The 14,170-nt window shown below is 47.1% G+C and carries 15 protein-coding genes; 14 read left to right on the top strand and 1 reads right to left on the bottom strand.

Annotated elements, in window-relative coordinates:
- From HMPREF0240_RS15210 to HMPREF0240_RS25225, 11 genes are all read left to right on the top strand, one after another.
- On the top strand, nucleotides 1-466 hold a 466-nt coding region (locus HMPREF0240_RS15210), incomplete at its 5' end, for a Gx transporter family protein (protein ID WP_035313617.1).
- Between the two features lie 32 nt (nucleotides 467-498).
- Nucleotides 499-1,101, top strand: coding sequence for a Holliday junction branch migration protein RuvA (ruvA, locus tag HMPREF0240_RS15205; RefSeq protein WP_035313615.1), 603 nt, complete (start codon nucleotides 499-501; stop codon nucleotides 1,099-1,101).
- A gap of 19 nt (nucleotides 1,102-1,120) precedes the next feature.
- On the top strand, nucleotides 1,121-2,119 hold the full coding sequence (gene ruvB / locus HMPREF0240_RS15200; protein ID WP_009004308.1) for a Holliday junction branch migration DNA helicase RuvB: 999 nt from the start codon (nucleotides 1,121-1,123) through the stop codon (nucleotides 2,117-2,119).
- Between the two features lie 106 nt (nucleotides 2,120-2,225).
- On the top strand, nucleotides 2,226-2,636 hold the full coding sequence (gene zapA, locus HMPREF0240_RS15195) for a cell division protein ZapA (protein ID WP_009004307.1): 411 nt from the start codon (nucleotides 2,226-2,228) through the stop codon (nucleotides 2,634-2,636).
- A 149-nt stretch (nucleotides 2,637-2,785) separates the two neighbouring features.
- Nucleotides 2,786-5,263, top strand: coding sequence for a DUF3656 domain-containing protein (locus HMPREF0240_RS15190; RefSeq protein WP_009004306.1), 2,478 nt, complete (start codon nucleotides 2,786-2,788; stop codon nucleotides 5,261-5,263).
- A gap of 14 nt (nucleotides 5,264-5,277) precedes the next feature.
- Nucleotides 5,278-6,705 carry an FtsW/RodA/SpoVE family cell cycle protein gene (locus HMPREF0240_RS15185; RefSeq protein ID WP_035313613.1) on the top strand — a complete coding sequence of 476 codons (1,428 nt, stop codon included), beginning with the start codon at nucleotides 5,278-5,280 and terminating at the stop codon, nucleotides 6,703-6,705.
- Entirely contained in the window at nucleotides 6,587-8,092 is a 1,506-nt protein-coding gene (locus HMPREF0240_RS15180) for a penicillin-binding transpeptidase domain-containing protein (protein ID WP_347462617.1), read from the top strand. The genes HMPREF0240_RS15185 and HMPREF0240_RS15180 overlap by 119 nt, the downstream gene beginning before the upstream one ends.
- A gap of 18 nt (nucleotides 8,093-8,110) precedes the next feature.
- Nucleotides 8,111-8,455 carry a hypothetical protein gene (locus HMPREF0240_RS15175; protein WP_009004305.1) on the top strand — a complete coding sequence of 115 codons (345 nt, stop codon included), beginning with the start codon at nucleotides 8,111-8,113 and terminating at the stop codon, nucleotides 8,453-8,455.
- Between the two features lie 6 nt (nucleotides 8,456-8,461).
- Complete coding sequence (locus HMPREF0240_RS15170; protein WP_035313610.1) at nucleotides 8,462-9,610, top strand: DUF2953 domain-containing protein; 1,149 nt, start codon at nucleotides 8,462-8,464, stop codon at nucleotides 9,608-9,610.
- Nucleotides 9,611-9,774: 164 nt separating this feature from the next.
- Nucleotides 9,775-10,188 (top strand): GerW family sporulation protein, encoded by a 414-nt coding sequence (locus HMPREF0240_RS15165; protein ID WP_009004303.1) that lies wholly within the window; start codon nucleotides 9,775-9,777, stop codon nucleotides 10,186-10,188.
- Between the two features lie 50 nt (nucleotides 10,189-10,238).
- Nucleotides 10,239-10,373 (top strand): hypothetical protein, encoded by a 135-nt coding sequence (locus HMPREF0240_RS25225; RefSeq protein WP_278245604.1) that lies wholly within the window; start codon nucleotides 10,239-10,241, stop codon nucleotides 10,371-10,373.
- 534 nt (nucleotides 10,374-10,907) lie between these two features.
- Here HMPREF0240_RS25225 and rpmB read toward each other — a convergent pair.
- Nucleotides 10,908-11,093, bottom strand: a complete 186-nt coding sequence (gene rpmB / locus HMPREF0240_RS15160) for a 50S ribosomal protein L28 (RefSeq protein ID WP_025657513.1) — start codon at nucleotides 11,091-11,093, stop codon at nucleotides 10,908-10,910.
- Between the two features lie 228 nt (nucleotides 11,094-11,321).
- Here rpmB and HMPREF0240_RS15155 point away from each other — a divergent pair, with 228 nt between their 5' ends.
- The 3 genes from HMPREF0240_RS15155 to HMPREF0240_RS15145 all read left to right on the top strand — a co-directional run bounded on the left by HMPREF0240_RS15155 (nucleotide 11,322) and on the right by HMPREF0240_RS15145 (nucleotide 14,040).
- Nucleotides 11,322-11,927 carry a cytidylate kinase-like family protein gene (locus HMPREF0240_RS15155; RefSeq protein WP_035313605.1) on the top strand — a complete coding sequence of 202 codons (606 nt, stop codon included), beginning with the start codon at nucleotides 11,322-11,324 and terminating at the stop codon, nucleotides 11,925-11,927.
- A 74-nt stretch (nucleotides 11,928-12,001) separates the two neighbouring features.
- Nucleotides 12,002-12,361: an Asp23/Gls24 family envelope stress response protein gene (locus tag HMPREF0240_RS15150; RefSeq protein ID WP_035313712.1), complete on the top strand. Its 360-nt coding sequence runs from the start codon at nucleotides 12,002-12,004 to the stop codon at nucleotides 12,359-12,361.
- Nucleotides 12,362-12,375: 14 nt separating this feature from the next.
- Nucleotides 12,376-14,040: a DAK2 domain-containing protein gene (locus tag HMPREF0240_RS15145; RefSeq protein WP_009004299.1), complete on the top strand. Its 1,665-nt coding sequence runs from the start codon at nucleotides 12,376-12,378 to the stop codon at nucleotides 14,038-14,040.
- Nucleotides 14,041-14,170 lie beyond the last annotated feature (130 nt).

Raw genomic sequence — 14,170 nt, 5'->3', positions numbered from 1 at the left:
ATTTACGGCGCTTGCCCTTATATTCAGCTATGTGGAGATGCTGATTCCCATTCAGTTCGGAATTCCGGGGATCAAGCTGGGCCTTGCGAACCTGCTCATTGTTATTATGCTGTATAAATGCGGGGCAAAAGAGGCCCTGATGCTTTCCGTTGTCAGAATCGTACTGGCAGGATTTATATTTGGCAATATGTTCAGCATCATATACAGCCTGGCCGGCGGTATTCTGAGCCTGACGGTTATGGCACTGCTAAAGGGCAGGGGATCCTTCAGCGTGACTGGAGTCAGTATCGCGGGAGGTGTATTTCATAATATAGGACAGCTCCTGGTGGCTATGCTGGTTGTAGAAACATACAAGGTGGGATATTATCTTCCGGTGCTTTTGATTGCAGGAGTGATCACCGGGGCGCTGATTGGAATCGTATCAGGGGAGGTTCTCAGGCGGCTGAAGAACCTGACACTGATGTAATAAGATAAGAATTGACAGAAAAGGGGAAAACGATGATTTCATATATTCGCGGCGAACTTGCTGCTGTGGAGACAGAAAAAGTGATTGTAGATGTAGGCGGTGTCGGGTATGGCATTTATATGCCCGGACAGGCGATGGGGCTTCTGCCTCAGCCGGGGCATGAAGTCAAGATCCATACATACCTGAATGTAAGGGAAGATGCGATGCAGCTGTTTGGATTCCTGACGAGGGACGATCTGGAGGTGTTTAAGCTGGTCATCGGGGTCAGCGGGATCGGGCCTAAGGGCGGACTGAATATTCTTTCTCAGCTTTCACCGGATGACCTGCGGTTCGCGGTGATGGCGGGAGATGTGAAGGCAATTTCTGCAGCACCCGGAATTGGAAAAAAGACCGCGGAAAAGCTGATTATTGAATTGAAGGACAAGCTCAGCATTGAAGATGTGCTTACACATGCGGCAGAGGGAAGTGCGGCTGCAGTACCTGTGAATAACGGCGGAATCCAGTCGGAGGCAGTGCAGGCGCTGGTGGCTCTGGGATACGGAAGCACGGAGAGTCTGCGTGCAGTCAAGCAGGTGGAGCTGGACAATCCCACCGTGGAGGATGTGCTGAAGGAAGCCTTGAAAAAAATGCTTTGATTGATGACAGAGGGACAGTATGGGAAAACGAATCATTACAACAGAAAACCTGGAAGAAGATGTAAAGATTGAGAGCAGCCTGAGGCCGCAGCATCTTGAAGATTATATCGGACAGGAGAAGGCGAAAGAAACCTTAAATATATATATAAAAGCGGCCAAAGAGAGGCAGGAGGCTCTGGATCATGTATTGTTTTACGGTCCTCCGGGGCTCGGCAAGACCACTCTGGCAGGAATTATCGCTAATGAAATGGGCGTTAACATGAAGATCACATCGGGCCCGGCAATTGAAAAACCGGGTGAGATGGCGGCGATTCTCAATAATCTGCAGGAGCATGATGTCTTGTTTGTGGATGAGATCCACCGGCTGAACCGGCAGGTGGAGGAAGTGCTGTATCCCGCTATGGAAGACTATGCGATTGACATTATGATTGGAAAAGGCGCGACGGCCCGTTCCATCCGTCTGGATCTGCCCAAGTTTACCCTGGTCGGGGCAACCACCAGGGCGGGGATGCTGACAGCACCTCTGCGGGACAGATTCGGGGTTGTCAATCATCTGGAATTCTATACGGAGGAGGAGCTGAAGACGATTATTATGCGTTCTGCACAGGTACTGGGTGTTGAGATCGACGTGAACGGGGCGCTGGAACTGGCAAAGCGGTCCAGGGGGACGCCGAGGCTGGCAAACCGCCTTCTCAAGCGCGTCCGGGATTTTGCACAGGTGAAGTATGACGGCGTGATTACCGAAGCAGTAGCCAATTACGCACTGGACCTGCTGGATGTGGACAAATACGGGCTGGATCATATTGACCGGACGATTCTTCTTACGATGATCGAAAAGTTTCAGGGGGGGCCTGTGGGGCTGGACACGCTTTCTGCATCTATTTCCGAAGATGCCGGGACGCTGGAAGACGTCTATGAGCCTTATCTGCTGAAGAGCGGTTTTATCCAGAGGACACCGAGAGGAAGAGTGGCGACTGAACTGGCCTATACTCACCTGGGAATCCCGCTTTCAGACTGAGAAACCTGTTTGTTCTGGCCCTGGAATAGGAAATAACTTGAAAAAATGGTTGGTTTTTGTATTCATATAGTTTATAATAACAGGTAAGAAACGCGAGGAGGATGCTATGAGTTCAGCAAAACATTTTACAGAAGTTTTAATTGGAGGAAAGGTCTATACATTAAGCGGATTTGAAGGCGAAGAATATCTTCAAAAAGTTTCTTCCTATCTGAACCATAAGATTACAGAATGTGCGAACAGTGAAGGGTTCCGTAAACAGAGCGCCGACACCCGGAATGTGCTCCTTGCCCTGAATATCGCGGACGACTATTTTAAGGCGAAGAAACAGGGTGATTCCCTTGAGAGTGATATCGAACTAAAAGACAAAGAGATGTACGACCTGAAGCACGAATTGATATCTGTTCAGATTAAGCTGGAGAACGCTGAAAAAGAACTGGCTAAGATGAAGGAAGAGAACAACGATCTGCAGATGCAGATTGTGAAATTAGAAACTGAGATGAAGAATCGCAGAAAATAAGAATAGGCTGTCGTTGGACAGCTTATTTCATCTTATAGGGAAGTTTGCCTATAAGATAAAAAGCCCACCCGGCGGGATGCGCACTGCGGTTACCGCAGGCACGAGTTTCGTAAATGAGACTCTATTTTATCCTATATGGAGGAACACCATTGATACAAGGCATAAAAGGCAGAAAAAAAATTGAGATACTGGCGCCGGCAGGTTCTTATGAGAGCTTTAAGGCGGCTGTTGCGGCAGGGGCGGATGCAGTATATGCAGGCGGCCCTCGTTTTGGTGCAAGAGCCTTTGCAGATAATTTTACGGATGAACAGCTACTGGAGGCGATAGATTATGCTCATCTCCATGGCAGAAAGTTTTATCTGACAGTGAATACCCTGTTAAAGGATGAGGAGATGGAGATGCTGCACGGATATCTGGAGCCTCTGTACAGGCAGGGGCTGGATGCTGTTATCGTGCAGGATATAGGTGTGCTTGCATTTGTAAGAGCGCATTTTCCGGAGATGGACATCCACGCCAGCACACAGATGACGATCACAAACACAGAGGGCGCTCTGTTTTTGAAAGAGCACGGTGCAGTGCGTGTTGTGCCGGCAAGAGAGCTTGCTCTGGAAGAAGTACGGGATATTGCAAAACGGACAGGACTTGAACTTGAGTGCTTTGTTCATGGAGCACTTTGTTACTGTTATTCCGGACAGTGCCTGCTGAGCAGTCTGATCGGGGGGCGGAGCGGAAACAGAGGGCAGTGTGCGCAGCCGTGCAGACTTCCCTATACGGTAAACGGGAAAAAAGAGTACGCTCTGAGTCTGAAGGATATCTGCACCCTGGAACTGATACCAGAGATGGTGGATGCGGGGATTGATTCCTTTAAGATCGAAGGGCGGATGAAAAAGCCGGAATACGTGGCACTGGTTACGGCCATGTACCGGAAATATACGGACATGTATCTTCAGAATGGCAGGAAGGGGTTTTCTGTTTCTGCCAGGGATATAGAGATGCTGATGGATATCTATAACCGCGGCGGATTCAGCCAGGGATACTATAAGCAGCACAACGGACGGGAAATGCTTTCTATTGGGCGTCCGAACCATGCCGGTGTGCCGGCAGTGCGGGTCACTGCGCAAAGGGGACGTGAGGTTTCAGGGGAAGCGCTTACTGATATTCATAAAGGAGACATCCTGGAGCTGGGGGATGAAACTGGCAGAGATAATGCAAATACACGGCCGAATGGTATCGGCGGCAGGTCTTCGGGACCGTCCGGTGATCCGGGATACCAGAAGTGGTACACATTTGGAACAGCGGTTCCGGCGGGGGGCAGAGTGCAGATTCTGATTCCGAAAGGAATGTCCTTGAAAAAGGGAACCGTATTGTCCCGAATCCGGAATCAGGAACTGCTGGATACTATACAAAAGCGGTATACCGATGGAATTCTGCAGGAACGGATAACCGGACGTTTTCGGACGGCCGTTCAGAAGCCGGCGGTGCTGACGCTTGAGTATCGGGGAATCACTGTGACGGCAGAGACTGAAGAGCTGACGGAAGCCGCGAAAAGTCAGCCCCTCGATCAAGAACGGATTAAGAAACAGCTTAGGAAAACAGGAAATACCGAGTTTGTTTTTGAGGAATTGGATGTTATAACGGATGGCCCCGTGTTTCTTCCAATGCAGAGATTGAATGAGCTCAGGCGCAGTGCGCTGGAACTTTTGACAGAAGCTGCGGTCAAAACATACAGAAGAAACTGTTGTGTGCCGGAAATTCAGCATAAAAATACAGTATGGAAAGAGACGGCGGGAAGGCAGGAAGAAAAGAAGTCCCCTTATTTATCCGTATTAGTCGAAACGGAAGATCAGACGGCAGAAGCAATTACCTGCCCGGAGGTCTTTCGGATTTATCTGGACAGCAGTTCAGGGACAGATTTTATAGGAAAAGGCACATATATTGAAATATGCCGCGAGGCAAAAGCAGAGGGAAAAGAGATATATCTTGCAATGCCCCATATATTCAGGCAAAAGGCAGTGTCTTATTTTAAAGAGAATCAGGAGTCACTGGCTGCTTTTGACGGATTTTTACTCCGCAATTATGAGAGTTTTCATTTTCTTCGGGAACATGGATTTGACAAGAAGGTCATATTGGACCATAATCTATATGTATTCAACCAAACTGCAAAACAGTTTTGGGACAGCTGTGGTGTTCAGGCGTTCACAGCGCCGGTAGAACTGAACAAAGCGGAACTGGAACGCCTGATGATTGAACGGGCGGAGCTGCCTGTCTACGGCAGGCTTCCTGTTATGGTGTCTGCACAGTGTGTTGAAAAGACGACATCAGGATGTACAAAGACACCTGGCATTACGGTTGTTAAGGACAGGTATCAGAAAGATTTTCCTGTGAATCGCTGCTGCAGATTCTGTTATAATGTAATGTATCACACAGAACCGCTGTTTCTCCTGGACCTGAAGGAGGAGATATGTGGACTGTCACCAGCGGGAATCCGGCTCATGTTTACACAGGAAAGCGGACTGGAAACCCGGAGAATTCTGGACATGTACAGAAAGATTTACTGCGGCGGCAGACAGGTTCGTATGGATGATCCGGACTGTACCAGAGGACATTTTAAACGAGGAATAACTTAGAAGCAGGTGAAAAAGTGGTTAATATTGTAGTAGAATTATCGAAGTATATTATCATTATACTGATGGCAGTGTATACATTTTCCTGTTTTTCCATATTCGCCCAGGTTTATGAGGAAGACAAAAAATGGATATTGATCAGGCAGAATGTATTGATGTTCCTGATTCAGTTTACTGCATACCTTGTAATGTATCTGCAGACAAATGAGAAAAAGCTGATTTTTTTCTATGCGGCACAGGTTGTGCTTCTGCTTGCAGTGCTTATACTTTACCGGGTTCTTTATCCGAAGGTATCCAGGCTGATTGTCAATAACATGTGTATGCTGCTGAGCGTCGGATTTATCATGATTACCAGACTGACCTACTCGAAGGCGGTGAAGCAGTTTATCTTTGCGGTAGTGGGTACCGTGATCGGACTCTTTGTGCCGGTGCTGATACGGAAGCTGAAGTTTTTGAAGGACTGGGCCTATATCTATGCCGGAGTCGGTATTCTGGCACTGGGTGCGGTGGCTGTTCTGGGACAGCTCTCAGACGGGGCGAAACTGGGATTCACGATTGCGGGATTCGGAATTCAGCCTTCGGAGTTTGTAAAGATTTTATTTGTATTTTACGTGGCGGCAAGTCTGAACAAGTCTACGGAGTTTAAGAATGTGGTGATTACGACGGCAGTGGCTGCACTGCACGTGCTGATCCTGGTTCTTTCTACGGATCTGGGAGCCGCTCTGATTATGTTTGTGGTGTATCTGGTTATGCTCTATGTAGCTACCAGACAACCGCTGTATGCGCTGGCCGGGATAGGAGGCGGGAGTGTGGCTGCGGTGCTGGCCTACCATCTTTTTTATCATATTCAGGTAAGAGTATCTGCATGGAAAGATCCCTTTGCATCCTACAGTGAGGGCGGTTATCAGGTAGCCCAGTCTCTTTTTGCAATTGGTACGGGAAGCTGGTTTGGAATGGGACTGTACCAGGGACTTCCGGACAGTATTCCTGTAGCGGAGGAGGATTTTATATTTTCAGCCATTTCTGAGGAAATGGGTCTGATATTTGCACTGTGCCTGATTCTGGTGTGTGTCAGCTGCTATGTCATGTTCCTGAACATTGCCATGGCGATACGCAACCAGTTCTATAAACTGATAGCTCTTGGTCTTGGAACCTGCTATATTTTCCAGGTGTTCCTTACAATCGGCGGTGTTACAAAGTTTATCCCTTCCACGGGGGTTACGCTGCCTCTGATCAGCTATGGCGGAAGCTCCATGCTGAGTACGATGATTATGTTTGGAATTATACAGGGCCTGTATATTTTAAGAGAAGACGAGGAAGAAATTATTGAGAAGAGAAGAGAGAGAGAATTACGAAGAAGTGAACAGCCAGGAAAGGCGCCGCGGAAAAAACAGCCGGGCAAAAAGCCAGCGTTCGAAGAAGTTCCGAAACAAAGAGTTCGCTAGAGTCACGTACTTGTTTGTCGCTCTGTTTCTTGCCTTGATGGCTTATATGGTATATTTTAATATTGTGCGGGCAAAGACGATTGTTAACAGTCCGTACAATGAGCGGCAGGATGCATTTGCAGACCGTGTGATCCGCGGAAGCATCGTGGACAAAAACGGAAACGTGCTGGCAGAGACGAATGTGGCTGAGGACGGGACAGAAGTGCGCAATTATCCTTATGGGGCGGCTTTCGCACATGTCGTGGGGTACAGCTATCCGTCAACCGGGAAGAGCGGGCTGGAATCCATCGAGAATTTTGAACTGCTTACTTCTAATGCATTTTTCCCGCAGAAGCTTATGAATGAATTTAAAGACGAAAAGAATATGGGTGATACAGTGGTCACAACCCTGGATGCGGATCTTCAGCAGGCGGCTTATAATGCCCTTGGCGGCAATAAAGGGGCCGTGGTGGTTATGGAGGCAAGTACAGGGAAGATTCTGAGCATGGTATCCGGTCCAACCTATGATCCCAATAACGTAGAGGCGGACTGGCAGGCCCTGAATGCGGATGACAGTGAAAGTCCGCTTCTCAACCGGGCTACGCAGGGACAATATGCACCTGGCTCTACGTTTAAGGTGGTCACGGCTCTGGAATATATGCGGGAGCACAGCGATTATGCAAATTATACGTATGACTGTGCAGGCGAGATCACGGCGGAGGGTGTCACCATCCACTGTTTTGACAGTACTGTGCATGGTCTGCAGGATCTGAGAGGTTCCATGGCTAATTCCTGCAACTCCTCTTTTGCAAATATCGGCCTGTCTCTGAATAAGACATCTTATAGGAAAACAGCAGAGGAACTGCTATTCAATAAGAAGCTCCCCTCAGTTCTGGATTATTCAAAAGGATCCTTCCGGATCGATGAGAATTCCAGCGGGGCGGAAATGATGATGACTGCCATGGGACAGGGAGAAACACTGGTCAGCCCTTATCATATGGCGCTGATAACTTCGGCCATCGCAAATGGCGGTACACTGATGGATCCGTATCTGGTAGAAAAGGTCACCAATGCAAATGGAGCTGAAATTCGCAAAAACGTACCGAAGAGCTACAAAAGACTCATGACATCTGATGAAGCATCTCAGCTCAAGGAATATATGAGGGCCGTTGTGGATGAAGGAACAGCCACCATGCTGAGCGGCCAGTCCTACACGGTTGCCGGCAAGACAGGTACGGCTGAGTACAGCATGGATGACGGGGAGAAGACCCACTCCTGGTTCATGGGCTTTACAAACGTGGATAATCCGGAACTGGTGATCAGTGTCATCATAGAAGGATATGATGGTGATGCAGGGGCAAAGGCAGTGCCGATTGCCAAACAGATACTGGATTCCTATTACTATTAAAGCCGGGTGGTGAAGAGTATGCAAATGACATTTTACTGTGACTTATACGTCAGTGAGGACCTGGAAGATAAAAAAGAGAAGGTCATGCAGAAACTGGAGAGCAACAGCCTGCAGCCTTCTGTCTATGTCATCACACTTTCGCAGGGACAGCAGAATCATCTGGAATTTTATTCCTCAGTGCTGTACAAACAGCATATTTACGAAAATACTCCCGTATTCGTTGTAGGGATTGCCAAGGGATATGATGATGCCCTCTATCTGGTGGAGGCCATTGCAGAAGAGATTTACAGAAAGACGAATGACCTGGATATACGCGGCTATATCCAGAGGCGACAAAAAGAATATGAGGAAGGCAGAGTGTAAAAGCGGATGTTACATATAATCCTGTTTATTCTGAAAATTTTAGGGTGGATATTGCTTGCAATACTGGGTTTACTGGTATTGCTTGTTTGCATTGTCTTTTTTGTGCCTCTGCGTTACCGGGCAGAGGGAAGATGCAAGGGTACCCTGGATTCTCTCTATGGGAAGATCCGGTTTTCATGGCTTTTGCATCTGGTGAGCGGCAGTGCCGTCTATGACGGCGGGAAGCTGATGTGGACGATCCGGATTGCATGGAAGAAGCTATACGGAGGCATGGAGGAAGAGTGGGAAGAGGAAGAGGCGCCTGCAGGGGCCGTTATGCATACCGAAGAGGAGGACCTGAAAGCTCTGGAAGAGCTGCTGGACGGCGGAGAAAAACAGCAGCAGGAGAGCAGGAAAGAAGAACTGCCTGAAAAGAATTTACCGGAGAAAGATTCATTGGCGGAGAATTCACCGCAGAAAAATCCGCCGGAAGAAAATCTTCCGAATGAAAACTTACAGGGAAAAAAGAATCCTGATAAAATAACAGAAGGTGAAGAGAACCAGGAAGCAGCAGAGAAAGCTGCGTCAGCAGAAAACAGAACCGTTTCGAAGAAAATACCGGCTGATCAGAAAGCAAATTCAGAAAAAACGGGATCTGCATCAAAGATTGAAGATACTGAATCGGAGAAAGAAGGCATTGCTTCAAAAATTGAGAAAAAGTATCAGAAGAGCTCCAAATGGATTCAGGGAATTTATAATAAGATAAAATATACATTTGAGAAGATTTGTGATACGATAAAGACACTGCTGGAGAAGAAGGATAAGCTGTTGGAGTTTATAGAGGACGAGATTCACAGATCAGCCTTTTTCACGGCGCTTAAAGAATTGCGCAGACTGCTTCGTTTTCTGAAGCCGAAGCGGGTAGAAGCAGACCTCCATTTTGGATTTGAGGACCCCAGTATAACGGGAAAGGTACTCGGCCTCATCAGTATGATATACCCGTTTCTGGGAGAACATACAAATATTCAGCCGGATTTTGAACAGAAGATCCTGGAAGGGAACATAGCGATTTCCGGAAAGTTACGTGTTCTGTACGTGGTGATCATGGGATGGAATCTGATATGGAACAAAAACGTGCGCACTACATTCAGGCATATTAGAAAATTTGAACTATAAGCAAGTCAAAGGCCCCGTAGCAAGCTACTGGGCATCAAATTAGCAGCGCAGCGAGCTGCGGGGTATTTGACCCTACGGGCAGTCACCAAATGTACATGCAGGCATGTATACTTGGTTCGTTGCCTTCGCGAGAATAGAGTTTTAAGAATAAGGAGGATTCAGGCATGGCAGAAGGAAGTAATTTTAAGGAGACCGTGGAGGCATTATTTCAGGGAATGGACAATGTAGTGACGTCCAAGACGGTAGTGGGGGATGCGATCCACATCAACGATACCATTATCCTTCCTCTTGTGGACGTATCGTTCGGAATGGGAGCCGGTTACTTTAACGGTGATAAAAAAGGCAGAGGAACAGGCGGCATGGGCGGGAAGATAACCCCAAGTGCGGTTCTGGTCATCAAAAACGGAACAACCAAGCTGGTCAACATCAAGAACCAGGATACAATCACAAAGCTTCTGGACATGGTGCCGGATATGGTAGACAAGTTCACAACGAAAAAAGAAGAGAAAGTGACCGAAGATGATGTCATGGACATCCTGAATTCTGAAGATTCCACCGAAAATGATGCACAGATTTAAAAAAGAGGCATAGAATAATACCAAACCACCTGCCGGAAGCGGGGCAGATTATGAAAAAAGTAATAGGATTTGCATTACTCTGGTTTGCAATAGGAATGTTTTTTATGCTCATACTGCCCAACGCAATCGGACTGCTTGTAACCTTTATTTGCCTGGCAGTAGGCTACAAGATGTTTTGTGGGTAGGAGGGCGCTGATGGAGAGGCGAGTCTGGTTTCCGCCAAAGGCTGTATATGCCGTTTGAAAGCCCGCGCCACTTGATAAGAAGCAGTAACAGACAAAATGTGGGGAATAGAGGTACTTGCCGCAGTTGGCCCGAATGCCGATGCATTCGGGCCGCCGGCGGCAACATGATTTGATTTTGTGAATCAAATCATGCCCTCTATTCCCCACATTTTCTCTGTAACTGCTTCTAATCGCGTTCTGAGGACTTTCAAACGGCATACACAGCCTTTGGCGGAAACCAGACTCGCCTCCCCATCAGCTGGGCGCATCCGGCCGGGAGGACGGGGGCGGCGTATTTGCCCGGCGGCGCGGGATGTTGTTGCCTAAGAACTTCTTGCCAACCTCCAACAGCCAACCATCTCCGCGATGCCAGCCCAATCCGCTGCTCCCGCCGCATCTTCCCATCCTTCCGCAGGCGGCCCTCCTCCCACAGCCAAAAAACCGCAAAAAAAGTACTCACCTTAGTGAGTACCCCCGTGTCGTATGATGTCCAGATTAAGCACGTTCTACGCGTCCTGATTTTAAGCAGGAAGTACAAACGTACATTTTTTTAGATCCGCCTTCTGTTTTAACTCTAACGGATTTTACATTTGATTTCCACATCTTTGGTGATTTTCTATGAGAGTGACTTACGTTGTTTCCAAAGTGAGCACCCTTTTCACAAATAGCACATTTAGCCATCATTGCACCTCCTAACAATCTGAAATAGTCCTTACAGACTCACAACACTGTTATTTTAGCAGAAAGGATTTCTTAATGCAAGCATTTTTTTGAATTTCTGGAAGTAAAATGAAAAAAGAGGGGTGTTTTGCTTTTTTGGTTCCCATAATTTCCAATTCATGATAAAATTGACTTATAATTTATATATAAAAAAGCAGCCTGCAAACCGGGCGGAAAGTGGGGAATACTATGGGCAGACGGGTGATTACAATTGGACGGCAGTATGGGAGCAACGGACATGACATTGCAAAAAAATTATCTGAGAGGCTCGGAATTCATTATTATGATAAAGAATTGATTAAGATCGCAGGGGAACGGAAGAATATTTCCTATGAAGAACTGCTTAAGGTCGATGAGAAGAGGGCGAATCCATGGAGATATCCTGTGGAGGATGAAGTGCAGATGGAAAGGCAGTTTCGTTTTGAGCCGATGAATGATGTTCTTTTTTATACACAGGCCGAGATCATTAAGGGGCTGGCTGCGAAGGAAGACTGTATCATCGTGGGAAGATGCGCCGATGATATTCTAAAAGGTACAGAAGGGTGCAGAAGCGTTTTTATACATGCGCCTTTTGATAAACGGGTAGAGAGAATTATGGAGCGGGCCTCTATTGACGAGCGTGAGGCATCGGCTCTTGTAAAAAAGATTGACAAACAGCGCAGGTACTATTATAACTACTTTACAGACAAAAAGTGGGAAGATATGACTCAATATGATATCTGCCTGAACAGCGGAAGCATTCAGGAAGGGCAGATTCTGGATGTTTTGGCAGCACTTTATGAATCTATATTGTAAATTTGCTGCAAAGAGAGTATAATACCTGTGTTGATTATGCGAAAAATCCATTCGAGAACTGGAGGTAATATATGATGAAGGGTAGCATGAGTACAGATCTTGGAATTATTACGGTCAATCCCGATGTAATTGCCAAGTATGCAGGCTCTGTGGCGGTAGAATGTTTCGGTATCGTCGGCATGGCTGCAGTTAATATGAAAGACGGCTTCGTAAGGCTTTTGAAAAAGGAAAGCCTGACTCACGGGATTCGCGTGGAGCTTTCTGATGAGAACGTACTGGAATTAGATTTTCACGTGATTGTTGCATATGGAGTGAACATTCTTTCAGTTTCTGACAATCTGATGAACAATGTAAAGTATAAGGTAGAGGAATTTACCGGTATGACTGTAGATAAAATAAACATCTTCGTCGAAGGTGTCAGAGTGATTGATTAAGGAGGATACTTGTCGTGGCAACAAAAACGATAAATACAGAGCTGCTTACCAGGATGTTTCTGGCCGGAGCAGCGAATCTGGAGGCTAAAAAGGAATTTATTAATGAACTGAATGTATTTCCGGTTCCTGATGGGGACACGGGGACGAATATGACACTTACAATTATGTCGGCAGCAAAAGAGGTTGGGGCACTGGAACAGCCGGATATGCTGTCGGTGTCAAAGGCGATCTCCTCAGGCTCCCTCCGCGGGGCCAGAGGAAACTCAGGAGTTATCCTGTCACAGCTTCTCAGAGGTTTTACAAAAGTGATACGTGAGTACAAAGAGATCGACGTGCAGGTTCTTGCCCAGGCATGTGACCGCGCCCGTGCAACGGCGTACAAAGCGGTTATGAAGCCAAAAGAGGGGACGATCCTCACTGTAGCCAAAGGAGTTGCGCAGAAGGCGGCCGAGATGGCAGAGACGACAGATGATCTTGAGATCTTCATTCCAGAAGTACTCAAACATGCAGAATATGTGCTTTCCAAGACTCCGGAGATGCTTCCGGTATTGAAGGAAGCAGGCGTGGTAGATTCCGGTGGACAGGGTCTGCTGGAAGTGCTGAATGGTGCATACGACGCTTTCCAGGGAAAAGAGATTGATTACAGTGCCATTGAGGCAAGTTCCGGTACAAGTATGGTAAGACCGGGCGCACAGGCTGAAGCGGACATTAAGTTCGGCTACTGCACCGAGTTTATCATTATGACGGAGAAGAAATTCTCTGAGGAGAACGAAAATGATTTCAAGGCTTATCTGGAGTCCATTGGTGATTCCATCGTATGTGTCGCAGATGACGATATTGTAAAGATACATGTTCACACCAATGATCCTGGGCTGGCAATTCAGAAGGCTCTTACATTCGGGCAGCTGTCACGCATGAAGATTGATAACATGCGCGAGGAACATCAGGAAAAGCTGATCAAGGAAGCCGAAAAGCAGGCTGCAGAACAAAAGAAAGCGGCAAAGAAGGCTGAACCGAGAAAAGAAGTCGGATTTATTGCAGTTTCCATTGGTGAAGGGATGAACGAGATCTTCCGAGAACTCGGAGTAGATTATATCATTGAAGGCGGACAGACGATGAACCCAAGTACGGAGGATATGCTGACGGCCATTGATGCGGTCAATGCAGACCATATCTTCATCCTTCCGAACAATAAGAACATTATTCTGGCAGCGAATCAGGCACAGTCCCTTACAAAGGACAAAGATATCATTGTAATACCGACGAAGACAGTGCCGCAGGGAATTACGGCAGTGATCAATTATATGCCGGAGGCCGACATAGATACAAATGCCGAGAACATGAATGAAGAAATTAAAAATGTAAAGACCGGACAGGTTACTTATGCAGTGCGGGATACCCACATTGATGATAAGGAGATTCACGAAGGCGATATTATGGGGATCGGCGATGCAGGGATTCTTGCGGTAGGACAGTCTGTAGAGGGTGTAGCAAAAGAGATGTTAACTTCACTGGTTGACGAGGATACAGAACTGATCAGCCTCTATTATGGGCAGGATGTCCTGGAAGAGGATGCGGTACGCTTTGCACAGGAAGTTGAGGAACTGTATCCGGACGCGGATGTGGATGCACATTTTGGCGGACAGCCGATATATTACTATGTATTATCCGTAGAGTAGAACAGATAACAGCAGACAAGACGGGCCAGCTTCCCAGACGGGGAGGCTGACCCGTTTCAAAATAAGTGCAGTTTTCAATTTTACAGACTGCCCTGTGAACAGCATTGTTTTATATACAGCATCAGATATC

The sequence above is a fragment of the Clostridium sp. D5 genome (genome assembly GCF_000190355.1).
Taxonomy (GTDB): Bacteria; Bacillota; Clostridia; order Lachnospirales; family Lachnospiraceae; genus Faecalicatena; species Faecalicatena fissicatena_A.
Note: the sequence above shows the minus strand (reverse complement) of the source record. Positions and strands in the feature narration are given on the sequence as shown.

Excerpts from the sequence above, each read along its gene's own strand:
- ruvA (WP_035313615.1), top strand. The coding sequence starts at position 499 with ATGATTTCATATATTCGCGGCGAACTTGCTGCTGTGGAGACAGAAAAA.
- HMPREF0240_RS15150 (WP_035313712.1), top strand. The coding sequence starts at position 12,002 with ATGAAGGGTAGCATGAGTACAGATCTTGGAATTATTACGGTCAATCCC.
- HMPREF0240_RS15170 (WP_035313610.1), top strand. The coding sequence starts at position 8,462 with ATGTTACATATAATCCTGTTTATTCTGAAAATTTTAGGGTGGATATTG.
- zapA (WP_009004307.1), top strand. The coding sequence starts at position 2,226 with ATGAGTTCAGCAAAACATTTTACAGAAGTTTTAATTGGAGGAAAGGTC.
- HMPREF0240_RS25225 (WP_278245604.1), top strand. The coding sequence starts at position 10,239 with ATGAAAAAAGTAATAGGATTTGCATTACTCTGGTTTGCAATAGGAATG.
- HMPREF0240_RS15165 (WP_009004303.1), top strand. The coding sequence starts at position 9,775 with ATGGCAGAAGGAAGTAATTTTAAGGAGACCGTGGAGGCATTATTTCAG.
- HMPREF0240_RS15155 (WP_035313605.1), top strand. The coding sequence starts at position 11,322 with ATGGGCAGACGGGTGATTACAATTGGACGGCAGTATGGGAGCAACGGA.
- rpmB (WP_025657513.1), bottom strand. The coding sequence starts at position 11,093 with ATGGCTAAATGTGCTATTTGTGAAAAGGGTGCTCACTTTGGAAACAAC.
- ruvB (WP_009004308.1), top strand. The coding sequence starts at position 1,121 with ATGGGAAAACGAATCATTACAACAGAAAACCTGGAAGAAGATGTAAAG.
- HMPREF0240_RS15175 (WP_009004305.1), top strand. The coding sequence starts at position 8,111 with ATGCAAATGACATTTTACTGTGACTTATACGTCAGTGAGGACCTGGAA.